This window comes from Ruminococcus sp. CAG:57 (genome assembly GCF_000435935.1).
Classification (GTDB): Bacteria; Bacillota; Clostridia; order Oscillospirales; family Ruminococcaceae; genus Hominimerdicola; species Hominimerdicola aceti.
This window is the reverse complement of sequence record NZ_FR890743.1, coordinates 1-22,576: the sequence shown is the minus strand read 5'-3', so window position 1 is coordinate 22,576 and position 22,576 is coordinate 1. Positions and strand designations below refer to the sequence as shown.

The following is a 22,576-nucleotide window of genomic DNA, read 5'->3' as shown; positions in this document are numbered from 1 at the left end:
TTTTTATTAGTCCTCAATAAGAGTTACTTTCTTCATGACCTGATCTACAAGCGGCTTATCGTTGAAATTTACGTCAACTGCTGCGATCTCGTCAACAACGTCCATACCCTCGACTACCTTGCCGAATGCTGCATACTGTCCGTCAAGATGAGTAGCGTCCTGGTGCATGATAAAGAACTGTGAGCTTGCTGAATTTGGCATTGCTGAACGTGCCATTGAGATAACGCCTCTTGTATGCTTAAGGTCGTTACGAACACCATTAGCAAGGAACTCGCCCTTTATCTTCTCTTTTGCACCGCCCATGCCTGTTCCCATTGGGTCGCCGCCCTGTATCATAAAGCCTGAGATAACTCTATGAAAAATAAGTCCGTCATAAAAGCCCTCTTTAACAAGCTTCTCAAAATTTGCAACTGTGATAGGTGCAACGTCAGGATAAAGCTCGATCTTGATATTCTTTCCGTTTGCCATTTCTATATTTACCATGTTAATACTCTCCTTATTATTTATTAATACAAAATTTACTTGGATTTTGGCAGCTCGCCACGTTTATTTTTCTCCATAAGATCATTGAAATACAATGTGACAGGAGTTGGAACTTTCTTGAAAAGTCCCTTTTTCTCAACCTCGTCACAAACGATATAATCTCTTTCACCGTCATTATTTACGCAATAGAGCCTGTCTGTTTTATAGAAGCCGCCGTTGCCGTCATCTCTGTTCTTATCAAAACAGCCGAAGATATCCTTTGCCATAAGCTCGCAAAGTCTGAGTATCTTCTCATAGTTGGTATGCTCGCTCCACTTTTCAAGCTCTTCATGGAAAAACTGCTGGACAGGAACGTCATTGACTTCCATTTTTCTTATTATTCTCGCAAGGCATATAGAAGCGTCCTGATCGGTAAGCTTATCAAGTCTTGCATTCTTATAATCAAGTATATACTCATTTAATGTAGCATAAAGCAACTTATCATACTGAAACGGCTTGCCTTTGCCTGAAAACTTTATGATAGGGTTATCGGTATTGATCTTCAATTTTATCTCTCCAATTCAATTTATTCTGGCAATACCCCTAATGACTGCCTTTACCCCGATCATCTGCCATATTTTTCGTTAAATTCTTTCACCTTCTGCGCCAAAAACTCTTCCGATACTGAGCCGATAGCGTCGTCGTCCTCGCTGTGGTCAACAGAGCCAAGACCCTCCACAAGAGCCTCATCGACGGATATTCCCTTTATATCCTTATACTCTGCATAGTCCTCAGGCTTTTTTGCATAAGGAAGCTCAGCCACTTTTGCGGCTGTGGTCTCTGCACTTATGGCTTCGATATTGCCTGTATCACGCTTCTCCTGAGCCACTTTCTCGTCATGTATCCTATATATCTCCTCAAGCTTTGAGTCGATACCCTCAACGGACGCCACGCTTATATCCTCCTTATGAGAAGCTACAAATCTTGCGTGTTCCTCCTCATAAAGCTTTTCATACTCGCTCTGGGCATCGGTTATCTCAGCCTGTCCTACTGGGTTCACGTCGTAGTCGGCATAGGTCTTTACGGGATCGTTTTTCTTTTCAGCCAGCTCTTTTTCAAGCTGCTCCATCTTGCTGCGGATAGTTTCCGGCTCTATGGTATCGGTTATCTTCTCGGCGTGTACCTTATCGCTGCTGGACTCCTTCACAAAAGCCGTATCTCCGCCTGCTCTCTTCACAGGCGTGTTCCATATATCATCAGCATTTATCTGCTGCTTTTTAGGCTGTGTCGATGTTTTGGGCTCGGAGCTTTTTCTGCTGAACAGACCCATAAGATCTCCCCCTTTTTATTGGCATGATGATCTGATATCGGCTTTTTATGCCTGACATCTTATACTTATTTATTATACAATATTTTCACCAAAATTGCAAACCTTTTGACAGTTACTTTTTGTACGATTTTTTAAACTCTTTTTGTGCATTTTGTTTCATATTAATATAATATAAATATAAAATTCACGCTTATTTAATGTAATCTATACTAATATTTGCTATACTATATTTGTTAAGTTATTTATTTTGTTAATTAAAAACAAAAAACAAATTAGTTTGAGAAAACTATTTTTGGCATAAAAATACACAAAAATACCCGATCGTGAAGAAGATAACACGAATAAGAGGGGTAAAAGCTTAAGTATATATGAAGTAAATTCATGGAGGAGGATCTATTTATGACAAGACCGTCACTTGGGATAACGGCAATGGAACTTTTCGCCTGCAATCCTTTCAGGGTGCTCGGCATAGCCGTTGACACTCCTACTGCTGATGTCACGCTCACATACAAAAAGTTGCTTGATATGGCGGCTAAAGGTGACACGGCTGATTATGAAACGCCTTATGATTTTGATTTTCTGCCGCCTTTCTCCCGTTCTGAAAAGGATCTGAAAACGGCTTATGCAAAGATCGCCAGCAACGGATACAGATGCTTCGCATTCTCTGATCCTATATTTTCGGCTTCCCTGAACATTGATGACGTTATGCTCAACCTCAGAGATATTTCATGCTATGACTGTTTCCTCAGGTGTTATATGTGGCTCATCACCAATGACAGAGATTTTGAAGAGCCTGAACTTTGGATACCACTTTGTCAGTACATAGACAAGATGATAATGTCAAGCCCTGAGCAATGGGATAAGTATTTTGACCATCGTTTTCCGCAGGATATGCTTGACAGCTCAATGTCTGCGCTGAGGTCTTTCTATGCCACATTCTGCGATATAATTCTGCTTCCTATCAAGGAAATGGTAAGAGGCTCAATGAAGTGCAGATCCGCAATGGAGATACTTAAGATCGCAAAGGTGGACGTTGACGAGGTATTCCCTGACATTGACATTCCACAGGCTAACCTGCCTAAGAGGGGCGAGCCTGCGCCGAAGCTCAAGATCGCTGTCAAGGACGGCGAGGAATACTATGATGTTACAACAGGCAAAATGGTAAGCTTTGAGGGCGACGAGGACTCTGCTATCGAAAGCAACGATTTCTCTGCGGCTGCAAGCTCCATTTCTGCTGACGCTATCGTTGGCGAAGACGGTCCTGACAGCGAGCCTATACCTGACGAGCCTGAGGAAAATCCTGAGCTTAAGGTAGTTCCGCCTCCAGCTCCCGTTCAGCCTGAGCCTGTAGCAGTACAGCCTGCACCAGAGCCAGAGCCTATACCAGAGCCACAGCCTGCTCCTGCACCGACGCCTGCAGAGGACATCCAGTCTGCTCCTGTATTCAACACAAAGCCGATGGCTCAGAGCGGTATTCCCGGCGAGATAAACGCACCTATAAGAAAGAGAAAGATCTTTATTCCGGGACACGAGGGCATTTCAGGCTCTGCACCTGCAAGCCAGCCTGTTACTGCTCCTGTTCCGCCAGTTTCACAGCCTGCACCTGCTCCAACGCCTGTTCAGACAGCACAGCCTGCACAACAGACAGTTTCAGCACCTGTGTACAGCCAGCCTGCTCCACAGCCTGCGGCGGAAGCTCCGAAGCCTGCAGCTAAAAAGCCATACAAGAAGGCGAACAAGGGACTTACTTCCCTTATTGATACAGTTGACGAGGCGATAAACGACACCTCGGACATAATCCTTACTGACGAGGCTGAGGAAGAGGAAAACCTCTACACTGACACTCTTATCAAGATGCTGAGGGCGAACCGCTCAAACAATCAGCTTATGAAGAGCGTTGACACAAAGCATATTTACGACAATGGTGACAGCCTTGGCAGACCTGAGGAAGCAGAGCTTTCTATGGACGCTATCAACATGAAGAAAATGGACAAGAGCCTGCTCAATTCTTCATATGATAACATCAGCACCAAGGAGACCGACCCTAAGAAGCTTCGTGAGGAAAAATACCGCAACATCAACATCAATGATATGCTCAATCCAACAGTAGGAAGCCAGATGCACAAAGAATACACCCCGGACGCTATCGAGGAATTTGTTAAAGCTAAAAAGCAGGAAAAGTCCGCCATAAAGGGTATTTGGAAGCTTCTTGGCGTTCTGTCGCTTTTGTTGATCATTTATCTTATACTGCTTTACACGGGGCTTATTTGATGACGATATAAAGTGTGGGAGAATATCCGCAACGTGGTGTAACGAAAAAGAATAAGTAAACAAAACGTCGGGCAAGCGGGACGTCGCATTTCTGTGAAGCAGAAATTGAGCCGCTCCCCTACAAATGACGTATATACGTTACTTTTACAGAATAATGAGGGGTGGGATTTCCGCCCCTTTTTTGCAATAAGGAGAAATTTTATGAAAGAATACATACTCTCTTTAGATCAGGGAACGACTTCCTCCAGAGCGGTGCTTTTTAACGCAAAGGGTGAAAAGATTGCGAGCGTACAGAAAGAATATCCGCAGATATTCCCCGGCAACGGCTGGGTGGAGCATGACCCTATGGACATACTGGAAAGTCAGCTCAGTTCTGCTCGTGAGGTCATTGCAAAGGCTGGGATAACAGCGGAGGACGTGGCGGCTATCGGCATCGCTAACCAGCGAGAAACGACGATACTTTGGGACAAGAACACCGGCAAGCCTGTTTATAACGCTATCGTTTGGCAATGCAGGAGGACTTCTGAAGACTGCGCACGAATGGAAAGTCAGGGCTTGCAAAAGTTTTTCAAGGACAAGACGGGACTTCTTATCGACCCTTATTTCTCCGCCACAAAGATAAAGTGGATACTTGAAAATGTTGAGGGTGTGAGGGAGCGTGCGGAAAAGGGGGAGATACTTTTCGGCACTGTGGATTGCTGGCTCATATGGAATCTGACAGGGGGAAGGGTACACGTTACGGACTACTCCAATGCTTCCAGGACTATGCTTTTCAACATTCACACCCTTGAATGGGACAGGGAGATACTGGGACTTTTGGGCATACCCAGCTGTATGCTCCCTGAGGTCAAAGAATGTTCGGGTGACTTGGGCGAAACTGAGGAGAACATTTTCGGAAGCAGGATAAAGATCGCAGGCTGTGCAGGAGATCAGCAGGCGGCACTTTTTGGGCAATGCTGTTTCCGTGAGGGCGATGTGAAAAACACCTATGGCACGGGCGGTTTTCTGCTTATGAACACGGGTGAAAAGCCTGTGGAAAGCCGTCATGGGCTGCTCACGACTATTGCCTGGGGCATAGGAGGAAAGGTGAATTATGCTCTGGAGGGGTCGGTATTCGTATCGGGTGCGGCGGTAAAATGGCTTCGTGACGAGCTTTGCATAATACGCACAGCGGCAGAAACCGAGGAGCTTGCAAGAAGCGTTGAGGACGCAGGGGGAGTTTACTTTGTGCCTGCATTCGTGGGACTTGGCGCACCATACTGGAAGCCCGAAGCCAGGGGCATGATAACAGGGCTTACAAGAGGAACAAACAGATGCCACATAGTCAGGGCAACATTGGAAGCTATGTGCTATCAGACCTATGACGTTCTCAGGGCGATGGAGGAGGACGCTGGGGCTATCGGAAGCATAAAAGCTGACGGTGGTGCGGCGAGCAACGATTTCCTTATGGAATTTCAGGCTGATATATTGGGTCATTCGGTCATAAGGCCTTATAACGTGGAATCCACCGCAACAGGTGCGGCATATCTTGCAGGGCTTGGCTGTGGGCTTTGGGGCAGTATGGAAGAGCTTGTTGGCGTTTCGGATAAGTTCAGGGAGTTTATTCCGTCTATGAGCGAGAGTAAACGCAGTGATCTGATAAGTGGTTGGAAGAAAGCGGTCGGGGCGGCTATTAGGGAATAAAGGTAAAAAAAATCGGGCGACCTTGGGTGGGTCGCCCTTTCTGTTATATATCTTTCATTTCATTAAGCACCTGGGCACATAGGAAAAGCGAACCGCATATAAGATTCACTCCGTGAGGATTCTCGCTTATTAGCTGACGTGCCATTTCAAGGGCAGGCTTTGGACTTTGCTCTGCCCTGCCGCCTGCGTTGGTTATGATGTCGGCAAGGTCAGAGGCAGTTTCGGCTCTGTCGCTGAAACCGTCAACTGTGTAGAATTTGTCTACATACGGTATAATTTTCTTTACTGCCTCGGTGATGTTTTTATCCCTGCACATTCCCATAACAGCGTAGCATGGGCGTTTTGGGCAATGCTCCAATACGCCTGCCAAGGCTGACAGACCGTCGGGATTGTGTGCTCCGTCAAGTATCAGCAGCGGCTCACGGCTGAGTATCTGCACTCTGCCTTGGAGCTGGGCTTTTTTGATGCCCTCAAAAATTTTATCCTGGGGAATTTTCAGGGTATCGTTGACAAGGCGAATTCCGCTTATGACGCTCATGGCGTTCAGTACCTGATGTGCTCCGCCCATTGTGACTTCATAGGGCTGTCCTTTGAACTCAAACTTTGAGCCGAAAACGTCACAGCTTATAAGTTTTAGCTGATTGATGTCGGGGATAACCAGCTGAGAAAGACTTTTTACCGCCTGCTCTCTGACGGTGCGGATAACTTTCATGTCGTTGCCTGCACTTAGCACACATGGACAATGGGGTTTTATAATGCCTGCTTTCTGATAGGCTATCTTCTCCAAGGTGTCACCTAAAATGGCGGTGTGGTCGAAGTCCACTGAGCCTATAACTGTTAGGACAGGAGTTTTTATAACGTTGGTGCTGTCTAAAAGTCCTCCAAGACCTGTTTCAAGTACGACTATGTCGCAGTTTTCCTCGGCAAAATAGAGGAAAGCTATGGCGGTGGTTATTTCAAACTGAGAGAAATTCTCACGGTCGCAGTGCATATCGGTGACGGCTTTCACACGCTTTGCCATTTTCGCAAGGGCAGGCTTTGGGATATCAATGCCGTTTATTTTTATCCTGTCGGTATAGCTTATTATATAAGGCGAGGTGAAAAGACCTGTTTTCAGCCCTGCGCACTGAAAGACCTCGCTGAACATCTGAGCCATTGAGCCTTTGCCGTTGGTGCCGGCGATATGAACGAATTTAAGGCTGTCCTGCGGGTCGCCAAGGTCGGAAAGCAAGGCTTTTATTCTGGATAGGTCTTTAACGGGCTTGCCTGAATGGGAAAAGCTGTTTATAAATTCAAGTTCGTCTATGTCTTTGGTATTTTCTATCAATGTTATCCCTACATTTCGTCTATTATTTCTTTAAGCTCTCTTGCGGTGTCTATATTTACACCTGCGGTCTTTGCAAGCTCCTCTACTGTGGCTTTTTTGAGAGCCTCTTTGGTCTTATACTCGGTGATGAGTTTTGCGGCTTTTTTATCGCCTATGCCTTTGACCTTGGTTATTTCAAGTCGGTGGGCATTCTTTTTATGCTTTTGTGCCTGATAGGTTATGGCTACTCTATGGACTTCGTCCTGAATGGCGGTAACAAGATTGAACGCCGCTCTGCACTTTGCAAGGCTTATTTCTCCACCCCCTGTGGCAACGGCTCGTGTGCGATGCTTGGAGTCTTTCACAAGTCCGAACAATGGGCAGGTCACACCCATTCGCTCTAAGACAGGCTCAACGGCATTGACGTGGCCGTTTCCACCGTCGAGCAAGATAAGGTCGGGCATGATAGAAAAGCCCTCGTCTGTTTTCTCAAAGTAGTTTCTAAAGCGACGTTCTATGACCTCCTGCATACAGGCATAGTCATTTTGCTCTGCAACTGTTTTGATAGAAAACTTTTTATAATACTTTTTGCATGGTCTGCCGTTTTCGAAGACCACCATGCCTGCTACCATATTGGTAGAGGCGAGGTTTGATATATCGTAGCACTCGATATATTTCGGGGTCTTGGGAAGTCCCAATGCTTTGGCAAGCTCCTCAAGGGCGGTTATCTCACGGCTCGTTCTGCCGACTTTTATGGAGAGATACTCGGTGGCGTTGCTTTTGGCAAGGGTGGTAAGGCGGAGAAACTGTCCTCTTTTCGGAGTAGAGATATTCACGGCATGGTCATACTTCTGGCGGAGAAATTTCTCTATTATCTCGCCGTTTGTGATATCCTCGTCAAGGAGAATATCTTTCGGTATGCTGTCTTTGGAGGAATAATACTGCATGAGAAAATCTTCACGCATTTTTACGCTGTCGTCTTTTTCGCCAAGGAAATAGGAAGCCTTATCAAAAAGTCTGCCTCCACGGTACATTATAACGCTGGCACAAGCCATTTCGCCATTTTGAGCAATGGCGATTATATCAGTGTCACGAATATCGTCATTGATTATCTTCTGACTTTCAGCGGCTTTTTGTATGGCTTGGATACGGTCACGAAGCTTTGCGGCAAGCTCAAAGTCAAGCTCCTCGGCGGCTTTGTTCATCTCCTCGGTGAGTCTTTCAACTGAATCTGACGAGCCGTTTCGGATATAGTCCACCGCCTGACGGACTATAGAATTATACTCCTCTTTGGAGAATTTCCCTGTGCAGACGCCCATACACTGCTTTATGTGCATATTAAGGCAAGGGCGCTGTTTTCTGAAATCCTGCGGAAATTTTCGGGTGCAGGTAGGGAGCATAAAGACTTTATTGGCTTCGATAACGGCTTGTTTTACTGCGAACGAGCTTGTATAAGGTCCTATATACTCTGCTCCGTCATCGTATTTTTGCAATACGGCTTGCAAACGTGGGTAGTCCTCATTTGTGACCCTGATATAGCTATAGCCCTTATCGTCTTTCAGCAGGATATTATACTTCGGGGTATACTGCTTTATAAGAGAACACTCCAGCACTAGGGCTTCAAACTCAGAGTCGGTGACGATAAAGTCATAGTCATAGACGTGGGACACCATTTTCCACACCTTTGGCAGGTGATCCTGACACTTTCTGAAATAAGATGTCACACGGTTGCGGAGATTTTTCGCCTTGCCGATATATATTATCTTTTTCATTTTGTCTTTCATTATATAACAGCCCGGCGAGGTGGTGAGCTTTGAAGTTTTATCACGCAGAAATGGCAGGCGTGGGTTGTCTTCATCTGTAATGTACATAAATTCTCCTAACTGAAACTAAAAGCAAAGGCAATACGAGTTGTCCGTATTGCCTTGCTATTATCTCTTACCAATACATAAATACAGGAGTACCCATATCTATTTTTTCATAAACGTATTTTGCTTTATCTAAAGGCATATTTATACAGCCGTGTGAGCCCCATGTGCTTGACTTATAACGCTCACCGCCAAAGTTGCCGTTCTGCCATGATGCGTCATGAAGTCCTATGCCGATAGTGGAAACGTTGTTCCAATAGTCAACATAGGAAGCGTAAGACTGTCCGTCTGCTGATCCTCTGAGGGTCTTGCCCTTTTCCTTATACCAAAGCTTATAAACACCGCCAGGGGTATTTCTTGACTTGCTTGGATAGCCTGAAACTATATCAGACTCCATTGCGAGCTTTCCGTCTTTATAATACCACAAATGCTGTGCGGTGAGGTCTACCTCGATATAAGTGTTGCCGTAATCCTTATCGGCTGTACGCCAATCCTTATTGCAGGTATACTCATAGGCTGAGTCAGGGTTTACATAGTAGACAGGCTCAGTTTCGGCAGACTCGCCCTTTTCAACAAGGTCTACGATAAGGTCGCAGGTCTTTTGCTGGTCTATCCACCAGCCGTAACAGCCCTGACCCTCGGGGATAGTGATAGTTCCACGCTTTGTGGTCTTGAACTCTCTGTCCTTGCCATAGGTATCATACTTATCTGCAAGGTCTTCAACATATGCCATTGCCTTATCTTCATCAACTGTATAGCCGGCTTCGGCGTTATCCTCGTCAAAGGTTATCCAATCCATGATAGTATCACCCGTGAGAGTTTCGGTGGTGTAGATAAAATCGAATGTTATTTCGATATCGTTAAGGTTATTGAGCTTCTTGCAGGTCTCTTCAAGCATATCCGCTGTTATGGCAGGCTTTTTATAGCAATCTGCCTTTGAGATATCAACGTCAAAGCTACCGTCGTCAATCTGATTTTCCACATAGGAATAAAGCTCGTCTATCTTACCCTCCTCCACAGCGTCGCCCGTGGTTTCTTTTACCACAACATAGCTGTTGTCGTCGCCTTTTTTGATATAGGCGTCCTCAGGATCTTTTGTGCTTTGGGAGTCAAGCACCTTTCTTTTCAGCACCTTTTCAAGCTTAGCCTTATCGTACTTGAACTTAGATTCAAAAGTGAAATCCGTACGCTTCATGGCAGAAGAAAACCATGAATAGTGGTTTTGCTGAGTATAATACTGTGTGATAAGGTTTTGAGTATTATCGTTATAGCCTATTTCAGACAGCTTTATGGAAAATGTTGTGCCGTCTTTCTTTGTAACGGTGATGGCTTTTGGGATAACAGCCTGCTCGCTTACGAGCTTATAGGCTTCCGCCTTGGTCTTTCCGCTGACCTCGATGCCGTTTATATATGTATTTCCAAGAAATCTATCCTTATACGAATTCATGCCCCACAGATAGAAACCACCTGCGGCGACTATCATAACACCAACAACTGAGCATATTGCTATTGCGACAGTCTTTCCTGACGAAGACTTCTTTTTCTTCTTTTTCCCATTCTTTGAGCCGCTCTTTGAAGTCTGCTTTGATGCAGGCTTTGCATTTTTACTGCGTGTTTCAGTTGTTTTGGGCTTTTTAGGCTTGATAGTTTCCTCGCCAAAGTCTGAAACTCCTCTTACGGGAGTGATAGGCTCGTCAAAGCCGCCGTCCTGCATTGCCATATTTTTAGCGATCATTCTTGCCATATCCTCATGGCTCATAGGGCGGTTCTGCGCCTGCGGCTTTGCGGCTTCATCGCTGTCGAGGGTAAGACCTTTCATATCAAGATCTATACCAAGCTCATTATCCTTTCTTTCTCTATCGTTCATAATATTACCTTTCCTTATATAACCTTATTATAATATACTTGTTTCACATTTATTTTACCCTATTATACAACACTATCACCTTTTTTTCAAGGAGTATTTCCTACAATATAAAGACAATTTTATGACGATTTCTCAACAGTTTTCATACAGTTGTATAAAAATGCAGTTTTCAAAATGTTATCCTGCATATTTTTCCTGTGGCAAGGAATTTTTTTTGCAAAACCTCTTGAAAAAGATCACAATAAGTATTATAATATATGTGGTAAAGGTTCGCTTGGCGAGCCGATCATTAATTTAAGAAAGAAGGATCTGTATGTTAGATATCAAGATCGAACGTACCACTACTCCAAAGGAAAAACCAGCTGACGAAACAAAGCTTGGTTTCGGTCACATTTTTACTGACCATATGTTTGTTATGAATTATGACGCAGGTCAGGGTTGGCATGACGCTAGGATCGTGCCTTACGGCGACCTTTCACTCTCCCCTGCTGCTATGTGCCTGCACTACGGTCAGGAGATATTTGAAGGCCTTAAGGCTTATCGTACCGCTGACGGCTCTGTTCAGCTTTTCAGACCGCAGGAGAACTTCAAGAGAATGAACAACTCTGCTGAGAGAATGGTAATTCCTAAGATAAACGAAGAGGATATGCTCTACGCTCTGAAAACTCTTGTAAAAATGGAGCAGGACTGGGTACCTCACACAGAGGGCGCTTCCCTTTACATCAGACCATTTATCATCGCAGTTGACCCATATGTAGGTGTTAAGCCTGCTGACCACTATCTGTTCATCATTATTCTTTCACCTTCAGGTGCTTACTATTCAACCGGTCTTAATCCTGTTAAGATATACGTTGAGAACAAGTATGTAAGAGCCGTAAGAGGCGGTACAGGTTTTGCAAAGACTGCTGCTAACTACGCTATCTCACTTGCGGGTCAGGAAGAAGCTCACGAGCAGGATTACGAGCAGGTACTTTGGCTTGATGGTGTTGAGAGAAAGTATGTTGAGGAAGTTGGCTCAATGAACATCTTCTTCGTTATTGACGGCGAAGTTGTTACACCACAGCTTCTTGGCTCTGTTCTCCCTGGCATCACAAGAAAGTCTGCTATCGAGATATGCAAGAAGAAGGGCTACAAGGTAAGCGAGAGAAAGATCTCTATCGAGGAGATCGCTGAGGCTTACGACAACGGCAAGCTTGACGAGGTATTCGGCACAGGTACTGCTGCCGTTATCTCACCTGTTGGTCATCTTAAGTGGGGCGACAAGGTAATGGAGATAAACAACAACAAGATCGGCCCTGTTTCACAGATGCTTTATGATACAATGACAGGCATTCAGTGGGGCAAGATACCAGACGAGTTTGGCTGGATCGTTAAGATCGACTAATATCGTGAATAATCAATGCGGTCTGTGCTTCGGTATAGACCGCATTTTTCATAGGAGTGATAAAAATGGAGCTTCAGCAGATAATAGACAAGTCACACAGGATAGTATTTTTCGGAGGAGCAGGGGTATCAACAGAGAGCGGCATTCCTGATTTTCGGTCGGTGGACGGACTTTACAATCAGAAATATGATTATCCCCCTGAGCAGATACTCAGCCACACGTTTTTTATGCGGCACACAAAGGCATTTTATGATTTTTACCGTGACAAAATGCTTTGTTTGACGGCAAAGCCTAACAAGGCTCATTACAAGCTTGCGGAAATGGAGAGGGCAGGCATACTTTCTTCAGTTATCACGCAGAATATTGACGGACTTCACACGGCGGCAGGAAGCAAAAAGGTGCTGGAGCTTCACGGAAGCGTACACCGCAACTACTGCATGGACTGCGGAAAATTCTACACTGCGGAGGATATTTTAAACAGCACAGGCATTCCGAAATGCACCTGCGGCGGAATAATCAAGCCTGATGTTGTGCTTTATGAGGAGGGGCTTGATGATAAAACTGTGACGGAGGCGGTGAGGGAGATTTCTCAGTGCGACACGCTTATTATTGCAGGCACTTCTCTGACAGTTTATCCTGCGGCAGGAATGGTGAGATATTTTCAGGGGGATGATCTTGTGCTGATAAATCGGGACAAGACTTCCATGGACGGCTCCTGCGACCTTGTTATCCATGACAAGGTGGGGGAAACGTTGGATAAGATAGTGATAAAGTAAAGATAAACAACGTGATAACAGGGTGAAATAACAAACGGGCGAACGCTGTTCGCCCCTACAGACGTGGATAGCCACATTTGCAGGGGGCAGTGTCCACCCGTGTTTTTATGCTATTTTATTCGTCCATATGCTGTGCGGTATAAAGCTTGTAATATTCGCCTTTCTTTGCGATAAGCTGGTCATGTGTGCCGCACTCGGCAATGCCTTTGTTGTCGATATACATTATCTTATCGCAGTTTTTGATAGTGGAAAGTCTATGTGCGATAATAAATGAAGTTCTGCCAACAAGAAGTCTTTGAAGTCCCTGCTGAAGGAGCTTTTCTGTTCGTGCGTCTATTGATGAAGTTGCTTCGTCAAGGACAAGTATTTTCGGGTCGGAGAGTAGCGTTCTTGCAAAGGAGATAAGCTGTTTCTGTCCGCCTGAAAGCTTTGAGCCACGCTCGTTGACCTCAGTCATATAGCCGTCTTTCATTTCGCTTATGAACTCGTCTGCGCAGACTATCTTTGCGGCTTCTCTTATTTCTTCTTCCGTTGCATCAAGTCTGCCGTAGCGGATATTATCATAAATAGTGCCGCTGAAAATAAAGCTGTCCTGAAGCATTATGCCCATTTGTGAGCGGAGGGAATGCAAGGTCGCCTGACTTATATCCTTGCCGTCTATGGTTATTTTACCGCTGTCCAGGTCATAAAATCTTGACAGGAGAGAAACTACTGTAGATTTTCCTGCGCCTGTTGGTCCAACGAGGGCAACGCTTTCGCCCGGCTTAACGTCAAAGGAGATATGCTCCAAAACTGTTTTGCCCTGCTCATAGCTGAATGTAACGTCATCAAATTTTACCTCGCCTGTGATATCACCGATATCCTGAGCGTTCGGCTTGTCTGCGATAGTGGCAGGCTCGTCAAGGGTTTCAAAGATACGCTCAAGGTAGGCGATATTGTTGATGAAGTTATTGAAGATGTTTGACAGGTTCATGATAGGCTGCCAGAAGCTTGAAGCATAGCTTGTCATGGCAACGATAGTTCCAAGGCTCACTGCCGCAGGGGTCAAAACCAGCAGACCCACCACGAATATTGCGGCTCTCACAAGAGTAGAAACGTTGTCGGTAGCAGGCCAAACAAGGTTAGAATATTTCACGGCGTTTATCCAGCTTTTACGATATTTCTCGGAAAGTTTGTCGAATATCTGGGCGTTTTCTTCCTCACGGGTGAATATCTGGGTCACTCTTGCGCCTGTGATGTTTTCCTGCAAATAGGCGTTAAGGTTTGAGGATTTGTTTGAAACGTCCTGCCATGCTTTACGCTGTCTTTTCTTTATCATCATCATTATGACTGCAAATATCGGCAGACCCGAAAGCACCACCAATGACAGCTTCACATTCACAAAGAACATGAAAATCATGATGAAAAGCATATTAAGGCACTCGAGTATAACATTGATGATACCGTTTGAGAGCATATCCGACACGGAGTTTACATAGTTTACAACTCTGATGAGGATCTTGCCGTGAGGGCGGTTATCGTAATACTCAAATGGAAGCTCCTGCAAATGCTTGAAAAGGTCGGTACGGATATCGAAGATTATATCCTGACCAACAACTGTCATTATCCTTGAACGGATAGTGGAGAATGTTATGGACACGGCTATAGTGCCGACAAATGCGAGGGTGAGCAGGACGAGTTGTCCCATATTTTTCTGAGGTATGGTGTTATCAAGAGCATACTGTGTGATGAGCGGTCCGAGAAGTCCTGATATTGCGGCGAACACGCTCAGCATAAGGGCGGTTATCATTTTGCCCTTATATTTTTTGATATACACAAAGGAGCGTTTCAGGTGGGCGAAGTCAAATGGGGTCTCAAGGACTTCGTCAACGTCATAACGGTTTCTTGCCATTTAGACCGCCTCCTTTCCGAAGCCATCATTCTGCAGCTTGAACACCTCGTAATAGTATCCCTTTTTGGCGATAAGCTCATCATGAGTACCCATTTCGGTTATCTTGCCGTCATCGAGGATTATTATCATATCAGCGTCTTTGGTGGAGGAGATACGCTGGGCTATTATTATCTTTGTGCATGGAAAATCGAGGTTTCTAAGGCTGTCCTGAATATACTTTTCTGTTTCCATATCCACGGCGGAGGTGGTATCGTCAAGGATAAGAATGGCAGGCTTTATGGCTAAGGCTCTTGCAAGGGAAAGTCTTTGCTTTTGTCCGCCTGAAAGACCTACGCCACGCTCTCCCACGATAGTTTCATAGCCGTCAGGCATTTTCTCAACGAACTCGTTTGCCGCCGCAAGCTTTGCATAGTGCTTAACGTCCTCTTCGGACATATCAGAGTCGCCGTATGCGATATTGCCGTCTATGGTATCAGAGAAAAGCAGGACGTCCTGCGTTGCCATACCTATTTGTGAGCGGAGCTGTGAGAGCTTACGCTTTCTTACATTCACACCATCAACAAGGACTTCTCCTGAGTTGGTATCATAAAATCTTGGAATGAGATTTATAAGCGAGGTCTTGCCTGAGCCTGTTTCGCCCATTATGGCAACTGTCTGACCTGCTTTTATCTTAAAGTTCACGTTGTCAAGGACTATATGCTTGCCAAACTTAAAGGTAACGTCCTTGAACTCGACATCTCCGTGAAGCCTTTCTGTCTGGTCAACTGCGTCTTCACGGTCGGTGATGATAGGTCTTGCATAGTATATCTCGATGACCTTCATAGCGGAAGCCATGAACCTTTGCATATCGTTCACATATATACCAAGGTTTCTGACAGGGTTTGCGATGCCCCAGATAAGTCCTGAGATAGCAACATACTCGCCCATTGTTATTTCCCCTTTTATAAGGAAAAATCCACCGCCAAGGAGCATTACAACTGACAAGGCGTTTGCGAAAGCTTCCATATAAGGGAAGAATTTAAGCCACAGCAGTGACGCTTTTTTGTTGGCGTCAGAATATTCTTTATTGGCTTTTTGGAACTTTTCTATCTCATAGTCCTCACGGGCGAAGGCTTTTACAACTCTGTTGCCTGAGATGTTCTCCTGAGCGTCTGTATTCATTTGGGATAGCTTCTCACGGAGGTCAACGTAGACCGGCTTTGCCTTTTTATCAAGAAGCACCACCACACCGAATATAAACGGTGTAACAGCCAGCAGAAGAAGTGCCATTTTCCAGCTTACCATAAAGAAATAAACTGATGAGGCTATAAACAGCGAACATGATTCAAGCATACCTTTAAAAACGAATGCCACTGCATGACGCACCATATCAAGGTCGCCTGTGAGCCTTGTCATAAGGTCGCCTGTTCGGTTGCGGTCATAAAACTCCATATCCTGATTTTCGATACGTCTGAAAAGGTGTGTCCTTATTCTGTATATCATGCCCTGAGATGATAATTCATAGGTCATGTTGCAGGTATACTGACAGATAGTTCTGACCAAGGTAAAGCCCACCATGCCTGCAAGCAGCAGCCAGAACAGCTTTCTTTCATGCTCAAGGTTAAAAAGTGCGTCCTTGCTTGAAAGAAACTTATCCACAAGCTCTTTGCTGAAATAAGGTGTGGTAAGATACAAGGCGTTGCATACGATAGACAGCACAAGGGCTGTTACATAGAATTTTCGGTAGCCTTTCAGATTGTGCCATATCCATTGAAGCTGGAACATATTCTTTCACTCTCCTTTTATTCTTCTAAACTTCATGCTCTCATAGGCACATATATAAAAATATGAAACCCATACTCTTTTAAGCTATGGGATATTATAAGCCCTTTTCAAAATAAAGTCAAGGGGGTAAAAGCATTTAGTTTACATAAAGCAAGCTAAAAAATCAACGAAAACACGAAGCTTTTGTTGTGCTTTTTTCACAAATTATGAATATGTTGTTATCTAATGATAGTCATATTTAGAAGAAAACGTTTTCTTTAACTGTTATATTATATTAAACTAAGGTTTCGCACAATAAAATAACCGCCCTGAAATAACAGAGCGGATAGAGGATATTTTTGTATGCAATAATATGCGAGCGAAAAAGTCACCCTTACGGGTTTATTTAATCCTGAAAAACATCGGTGAAGTAGCCTGCGTTGGAGATAGGTTCATTGCCGCCTGCAAGGTGCTTTGTACAGCCCATGACGTGGCATCTGAAAAAGCCATAGTCGCCCTCACGCTCCTCACAGCCGAGGACCGTCACAGAGGTAGGCTGCATATTGAAGCCATGCCACATATTCATGGTGGAAATACCGAGGATATGTCCTATCATCACCATTGATACACCGAAGTGACAGAAGAACACAAGGGTTTCATCGCTGTGCTTTTCAATGCGGAACATACCGTTCTCGTGGATATAACCATGGTCGGCAAGAAGCTTATCAATACCCTCATGCACCCATTTAAGCTGTTCTTCAACATTGCCTGTTTGCATATAATCGGACTTGAACCAATTATTGCGGTCATAGTATATCTCTTTATCCGCCCACTCGGTGGGGTACATATCCCATGGGATACGATGTCCTCCGTCAGAGGTGGGTATTATGCCGTTAAATTCTCTCAGCCAAGGGAGAGTTTCGGCGGTATCCCCACGGAGCTTCAGGGAATATTCCGCTGTGAGCTGTGCTCTGCCAAGGGGAGAAACGTAGAACTTTGAAACGTCCCAATTCTTTACACGCTGTGCAAGAAGCTCTGCTTCACGCTTGCCCTTTTCTGTAAGGGTATCATGAACGTAATCGGGGTCGCCGTGTCTGATAAAAATAAGCCGCATAAAAATACCTCCTAGTTAGTCTGCCATTGGTTTTATTTCAGCGTTGTAGGCTCTTCTAAGGAAGAACAATGACGCCATGATCGAGAATATTTCGGCTATCGGGAACGCCCACCAGATAGCGTCAAGCTTGCCTGTAAGGGAAAGAAGATACGCCACAGGAAGAAGCACAACAAGCTGTCTTGTAAATGAAACGAGCATAGAGGAAAGTCCCCTGCCAAGAGCCTGCAATGATGAGATTATGATTATATCAAAGCCTGCGAAGAAGAAGTGTGTGCTGATTATACGCAGGGCTGTTACGCCTATGCTTAGCATATTATCGCTTGCGTCAAAGAGTTTCAGAAGCTGTGCAGGGAAAATCTGCATTATGATAGTGCCGACTATCATGATAGACACAGAATATATCATGGCGTATTTTATTGCACCTGTGATACGCTTTTTCTTTCTTGCACCATAGTTATAGGCAACGATAGGGATAAGACCGTTATTAAGTCCGAAAACAGGCATGAAAACGAAGCTCTGAAGCTTGAAATACACACCGAAAACTGCGGCGGCGGTGTTTGAGAAGCCGATAAGTATTTTATTCATGCCGTATGTCATGATAGAAGAGATAGACTGCATTATGATGGACGGCAGACCGACAGCGTAGATCTTCTTGATTATTTTTGCCTGCGGTCTATACTTCACAAGGTTTATGGTTATCTCTTTGTTGAACTTCATATTGAAGAAAAGTCCGAAGGCTGCAGCGGTGAACTGACCGATACAGGTAGCCACAGCCGCACCTGTTACGCCCCACTTAGGGAAGAAGCCCACGCCAAAGATAAAGCAAGGGTCGAGGATAATATTTATCACTGCGCCTATTCCCTGAGTATACATTGAATAGATAGTTTTACCTGTAGCCTGCAAGAGTTTTTCCATGGTCATCTGACAGAAAAGACCGATACTTAGCAGGCTGATGACGGTTAGGTACTGGTCGCCATATTCGATAATTATTTTGCTTGAGGTTTGTGAGCGATAGAAGATCTCAGTGAAAAATGCACCGAAAACCACGAAGATAACGAAGTTCACAAGGCAGAGGAAAATGCCGTTATTGGCGGCGCTGTTAGCCTGCTTGAAATTCTTTTCACCAAGTGATTTTGACAGCAGTGCGTTGATACCGACACCAGTGCCTGCACCGAGGGCTATCATAAGATTTTGCACAGGGAAAGCCAGTGACACGGCAGTGAGTGCGTCCTCGCTTATTTTGGCAACAAATATGCTGTCGACGATATTATAGAGAGCCTGCACGAGCATGGATATCATGATCGGCAGGGACATTTTGAACAGCAGATCACCTATGGGCTGCGTTCCCATTTTATTTTCTCTTACTTCTTCCATTTTACGATTCCCACCTTAGAGTTACTTTTTCTTAGAATATATACTTTAACCTTTTTATTATAGCATTTTTATACGAAAGGTGTATGAATTATTTGTTAAATCAGCACAAATCGGGTGGTGTCCTCTATGATTCAGAATTTATGCAAGTCCTGAGCACGGGCGAACGCTGTTCGCCCCTACCGATGTTTGTGGGATTATCAAGGGTTGTGAGATAAACAATAATGCGAAATGTCAAAGGGGGGTGGGCTGTCGAGGGCGCCAGCCCCTACAGATTGTTAGGGGAAGTTCGTTGTGCCGCAAAATCGCTACGCTCGGTGCTTTATTTTACTTTATGCTTGCAATTTACTTGGGTCTGCTATGCTTATTTCTCATTCCTCACTCCTCACTCCTCATTTCTCATTTCTCACTCCTCACTTAAATCGCTTTACCGCTTGACGAAACCACTGTAAAGTAGTATAATATAAGAAATGCTGCTTATGCAAATTCTTTTACGGAGGTCCTTTATATGGAGAAAAAACCGTTTTATATCACTACCCCGATATATTACCCTTCCGGTAATCCTCATATCGGTCACTGCTACACCACTGTTGCCTGCGATTCTATTGCCAGATACAGACGTATGCAGGGCTATGATGTCATGTTCCTCACAGGCACTGACGAGCATGGTCTGAAAATCGAACAGAAGGCTGCTGAAAAGGGTGTTACACCTAAGGAATATGTTGATGAGGTAGTCAAGACTTTCAAAAAGCTTTGGAGCTACATGAACATCAGCTATGACAGATACATCAGAACTACTGACGATTATCACATTGAAACTGTTCAGAAGATCTTCAAGGCTCTTTATGACAAGGGCTACATTTACAAGGGCGAATACAAGGGCAAATACTGCACCCCTTGCGAGAGCTTCTGGACTGAGTCACAGCTTGATGAGAACGGCTGTTGTCCTGAGTGTCACAGAGAGGTAACAGAGGCTAAGGAGGAGGCTTACTTCTTCAAGATGTCGTCATTTGCTGAGAGGATAGAGAAGCTTCTCACTGAGACAGATTATCTCCAGCCAAAGACAAGAGCCACTGAGCTTGTAAACAACTTTATCAAGCCCGGTCTTGAGGATCTTTGTGTATCGAGAACCACTTTCAAGTGGGGTATTCCTGTTACATTTGATGACAAGCACGTTGTTTACGTTTGGATAGACGCACTTTCTAACTATATTTCTGCACTTGGTTTCTGGAACGAGCAGTACAATGATTTTGACAAGTTCTGGCCTGCTGACGTTCACATGGTAGCAAAGGATATCATGAGATTCCACGCTATCATTTGGCCTGCAATGCTTATGGCGCTTGATCTTCCACTGCCTAAGCATCTTGCTGTACATGGCTGGATAACATTCAACGGACAGAAGATGTCCAAGTCTTTGGGCAACGTTGTTGACCCGTTCATTCTTGGTGAGAGATATGGTGCTGACGCTATCAGATACCACATTCTTCGTGAAATGGCTTTGGGTGCAGACAGTTCATTCTCAAACGAGATAATGATAAACAGAATAAACTCTGACCTTGCAAATGGTCTTGGCAATCTTGTTTCAAGAACTGTAGCTATGGCTGACAAATATTTTGGCGGCACGCTTCCTGCTGACAGAGAAGAGGGCGATTTTGACGCTGAGCTTACCGCTGAGGCTAAGGGACTTGTTGCAAAGGTAGACGAGTTCATGGACAAGACTCAGATAAACAATGCTTTGGCTGAGATATTCAAAGTAGTATCCAGAGCTAACAAGTATATTGACGAGACAGCTCCATGGGTACTTGGCAAGGACGAGAGCAAAAAGGCAAGACTTGCGACAGTTCTTTACAATCTGCTTGAAACTATCAGGATAGTATCAACGCTTCTCAGCAACTTTATGCCTACAACAATGCCAAAGGTATGGGAACAGATAGGTGCGGCTGAGAGCGATATCACATACGAGAACGCTGGCAAGTTTGGTGTACTTCCTGCTGACGTTACCGTTCACAGGGGTGAGATCATCTTCCCAAGAATTGACGTTGACAAGGAGATAGAGGAGCTTAACAAGATAATAGGCAGCAATGCAGAGCCTGAGGAAAAGGCTGACGATGGATTTGAGCCTGTGCCTATAGCTGACGAGATAACCATAGATGATTTTGCAAAGGTAGATCTGAGAGTTGCTCTTGTTAAGGACTGCGAGAAGGTAAAGAAGTCCAAGAAGCTTCTTTGCTTACAGCTTGACGATGGTTTTGGCGGCAGGCAGGTAGTATCGGGCATTGCGGCATGGTACAAGCCTGAAGATCTTATTGGCAAGAAGGTAGTTATTGTAGCCAATCTGAAGCCTGTGAAGCTTTGCGGAGTTGAGTCAAACGGCATGATATGTGCGGCTGACACACCTGACGGTGCGGCAAGCGTTATTTTCCCGGATCAGGACTTGCCATGCGGAGCTAAGCTTAGATAAAAAATTTCTAAAAAAACAAGGAGCGGATTTCCGCTCCTTATATGCGTCTGTAGCTCAGTTGGATAGAGCGCAAGACTCCGACTCTTGAGGTCGCAGGTTCGATTCCTGTCAGGCGCACCAGCAGGGGCGTGCACCTGCACCAAATCCGCTATCATTTATGACAGCGGATTTTTTTATTTCCGCCAATAGGCGTAATATGCTGGGAGAGTTATATGCTCGCCGTGACGGGCGATTTACGCTTTGCAATATATATAGCTGTATCGTATCCGCCGTACTTTTTGTCGGCGGATTTTTCAGGAAATGCTCATATTAACAATTATTTCAGAATAAAGCATATAAAAATTCACTTGACTTATAGTGTACTCCAAGTGATATAATTATTAAAATAAATACATAGGAGGATTTAACATGAAGGTTCTTATTTTAAACGGAAGTCCGAGGATAAACGGAAATACTTCTATTGCCATTCGAGAAATGGAAAAGGTTTTTAAAGAGAGTGATGTTGAAGTAGAAACTGTTCAAATTGGGAACAAGGATATTCGCGGCTGTATTGCCTGCAGGTCATGTTCAAAAACGGGCAAATGCGTATTCAATGACATGGTAAATGAACTCGCACCAAAGTTTGAGAAGGCTGACGGACTTGTTGTTGCAAGCCCTGTATATTACGCTTCTGCAAATGCAACTCTTATCGCCTGTCTTGACCGTTTGTTCTACAGCACACATTTTGACAAATCAATGAAAGTAGGAGCAAGTGTAGTTTGTGCAAGACGAGGCGGCTGTTCGGCTACATTTGATGAGCTTAACAAGTATTTCACTATTTGCAATATGCCTATTGCCTCAAGTCAGTATTGGAACAGTATTCACGGACGTGAAGTAGGCGAGGCTGAAATGGACGATGAGGGTAAACAGACAATGCGTGTACTTGCAAGAAACATGACTTTCCTTATGAAAAGCATTGCACTTGGCAAAGAAAAATACGGCTTACCTGAGGTCGAGGAACACGCTTGGACTCATTTTATCAGATAACTCTATACATAAAGAAAACATGA

General features: G+C 44.6%; 16 protein-coding genes and 1 tRNA gene. 7 read left to right on the top strand and 10 right to left on the bottom strand.

Translation table 11 applies throughout. The annotated features are described in order from the left end of the window. Window positions 1-6 precede the first annotated feature (6 nt). From QVO88_RS07730 to QVO88_RS07720, 3 genes are read right to left on the bottom strand one after another with little or no spacing between them, the layout of a single operon-like run. Window positions 7-483 carry a peptidylprolyl isomerase gene (locus tag QVO88_RS07730; RefSeq protein ID WP_022287923.1) on the bottom strand — a complete coding sequence of 159 codons (477 nt, stop codon included), beginning with the start codon at window positions 481-483 and terminating at the stop codon, window positions 7-9. A 35-nt stretch (window positions 484-518) separates the two neighbouring features. Continuing rightward, window positions 519-1,028, bottom strand: coding sequence for a hypothetical protein (locus tag QVO88_RS07725; RefSeq protein WP_022287922.1), 510 nt, complete (start codon window positions 1,026-1,028; stop codon window positions 519-521). A gap of 59 nt (window positions 1,029-1,087) precedes the next feature. Further along, the gene (locus QVO88_RS07720) at window positions 1,088-1,792 is read right to left on the bottom strand and encodes a hypothetical protein (protein ID WP_022287921.1); all 705 of its coding nucleotides are present in this window, start codon (window positions 1,790-1,792) and stop codon (window positions 1,088-1,090) included. 399 nt (window positions 1,793-2,191) lie between these two features. On the opposite strand from QVO88_RS07720, the gene QVO88_RS07715 reads away from it, so the two are divergent. Together QVO88_RS07715 and glpK are read left to right on the top strand one after the other, a co-directional pair. Further along, window positions 2,192-4,063 carry a hypothetical protein gene (locus tag QVO88_RS07715; RefSeq protein WP_022287920.1) on the top strand — a complete coding sequence of 624 codons (1,872 nt, stop codon included), beginning with the start codon at window positions 2,192-2,194 and terminating at the stop codon, window positions 4,061-4,063. 201 nt (window positions 4,064-4,264) lie between these two features. Further along, entirely contained in the window at window positions 4,265-5,746 is a 1,482-nt protein-coding gene (gene glpK / locus QVO88_RS07710) for a glycerol kinase GlpK (protein ID WP_022287919.1), read from the top strand. A gap of 43 nt (window positions 5,747-5,789) precedes the next feature. Here glpK and QVO88_RS07705 read toward each other — a convergent pair whose 3' ends face one another. From QVO88_RS07705 to QVO88_RS07695, 3 genes are all read right to left on the bottom strand, one after another. Beyond that, window positions 5,790-7,073, bottom strand: a complete 1,284-nt coding sequence (locus QVO88_RS07705; RefSeq protein ID WP_022287918.1) for a folylpolyglutamate synthase/dihydrofolate synthase family protein — start codon at window positions 7,071-7,073, stop codon at window positions 5,790-5,792. Window positions 7,074-7,081: 8 nt separating this feature from the next. Next, a complete protein-coding gene (gene uvrC, locus QVO88_RS07700; protein ID WP_022287917.1) occupies window positions 7,082-8,923 on the bottom strand; it encodes an excinuclease ABC subunit UvrC in 1,842 nt (613 codons plus the stop codon). Between the two features lie 67 nt (window positions 8,924-8,990). Beyond that, the gene (locus tag QVO88_RS07695) at window positions 8,991-10,787 is read right to left on the bottom strand and encodes a L,D-transpeptidase family protein (protein WP_022287916.1); all 1,797 of its coding nucleotides are present in this window, start codon (window positions 10,785-10,787) and stop codon (window positions 8,991-8,993) included. A gap of 313 nt (window positions 10,788-11,100) precedes the next feature. Here QVO88_RS07695 and QVO88_RS07690 point away from each other — a divergent pair, with 313 nt between their 5' ends. Together QVO88_RS07690 and QVO88_RS07685 are read left to right on the top strand one after the other, a co-directional pair. Then, complete coding sequence (locus QVO88_RS07690) at window positions 11,101-12,171, top strand: branched-chain amino acid aminotransferase (RefSeq protein ID WP_022287915.1); 1,071 nt, start codon at window positions 11,101-11,103, stop codon at window positions 12,169-12,171. A gap of 65 nt (window positions 12,172-12,236) precedes the next feature. Next, entirely contained in the window at window positions 12,237-12,947 is a 711-nt protein-coding gene (locus QVO88_RS07685; RefSeq protein WP_022287914.1) for an NAD-dependent protein deacylase, read from the top strand. Between the two features lie 115 nt (window positions 12,948-13,062). Here QVO88_RS07685 and QVO88_RS07680 read toward each other — a convergent pair whose 3' ends face one another. The 4 genes from QVO88_RS07680 to QVO88_RS07665 all read right to left on the bottom strand — a co-directional run bounded on the left by QVO88_RS07680 (window position 13,063) and on the right by QVO88_RS07665 (window position 19,069). Next, a complete protein-coding gene (locus QVO88_RS07680) occupies window positions 13,063-14,838 on the bottom strand; it encodes an ABC transporter ATP-binding protein (protein WP_022287913.1) in 1,776 nt (591 codons plus the stop codon). Continuing rightward, entirely contained in the window at window positions 14,839-16,602 is a 1,764-nt protein-coding gene (locus QVO88_RS07675; RefSeq protein WP_022287912.1) for an ABC transporter ATP-binding protein, read from the bottom strand. It abuts the gene before it with no gap. Window positions 16,603-16,987: 385 nt separating this feature from the next. Further along, window positions 16,988-17,695: a histidine phosphatase family protein gene (locus QVO88_RS07670; protein ID WP_022287911.1), complete on the bottom strand. Its 708-nt coding sequence runs from the start codon at window positions 17,693-17,695 to the stop codon at window positions 16,988-16,990. 15 nt (window positions 17,696-17,710) lie between these two features. After that, entirely contained in the window at window positions 17,711-19,069 is a 1,359-nt protein-coding gene (locus tag QVO88_RS07665; protein WP_022287910.1) for an MATE family efflux transporter, read from the bottom strand. A gap of 505 nt (window positions 19,070-19,574) precedes the next feature. Between QVO88_RS07665 and metG the strand changes: the two genes are divergently transcribed. From metG to QVO88_RS07650, 3 genes are all read left to right on the top strand, one after another. Beyond that, window positions 19,575-21,527: a methionine--tRNA ligase gene (gene metG / locus QVO88_RS07660; protein WP_022287909.1), complete on the top strand. Its 1,953-nt coding sequence runs from the start codon at window positions 19,575-19,577 to the stop codon at window positions 21,525-21,527. Between the two features lie 43 nt (window positions 21,528-21,570). Then, window positions 21,571-21,647: transfer RNA gene (locus tag QVO88_RS07655), tRNA-Arg, on the top strand. A 288-nt stretch (window positions 21,648-21,935) separates the two neighbouring features. After that, window positions 21,936-22,553: a flavodoxin family protein gene (locus tag QVO88_RS07650; protein WP_022287908.1), complete on the top strand. Its 618-nt coding sequence runs from the start codon at window positions 21,936-21,938 to the stop codon at window positions 22,551-22,553. Window positions 22,554-22,576 lie beyond the last annotated feature (23 nt).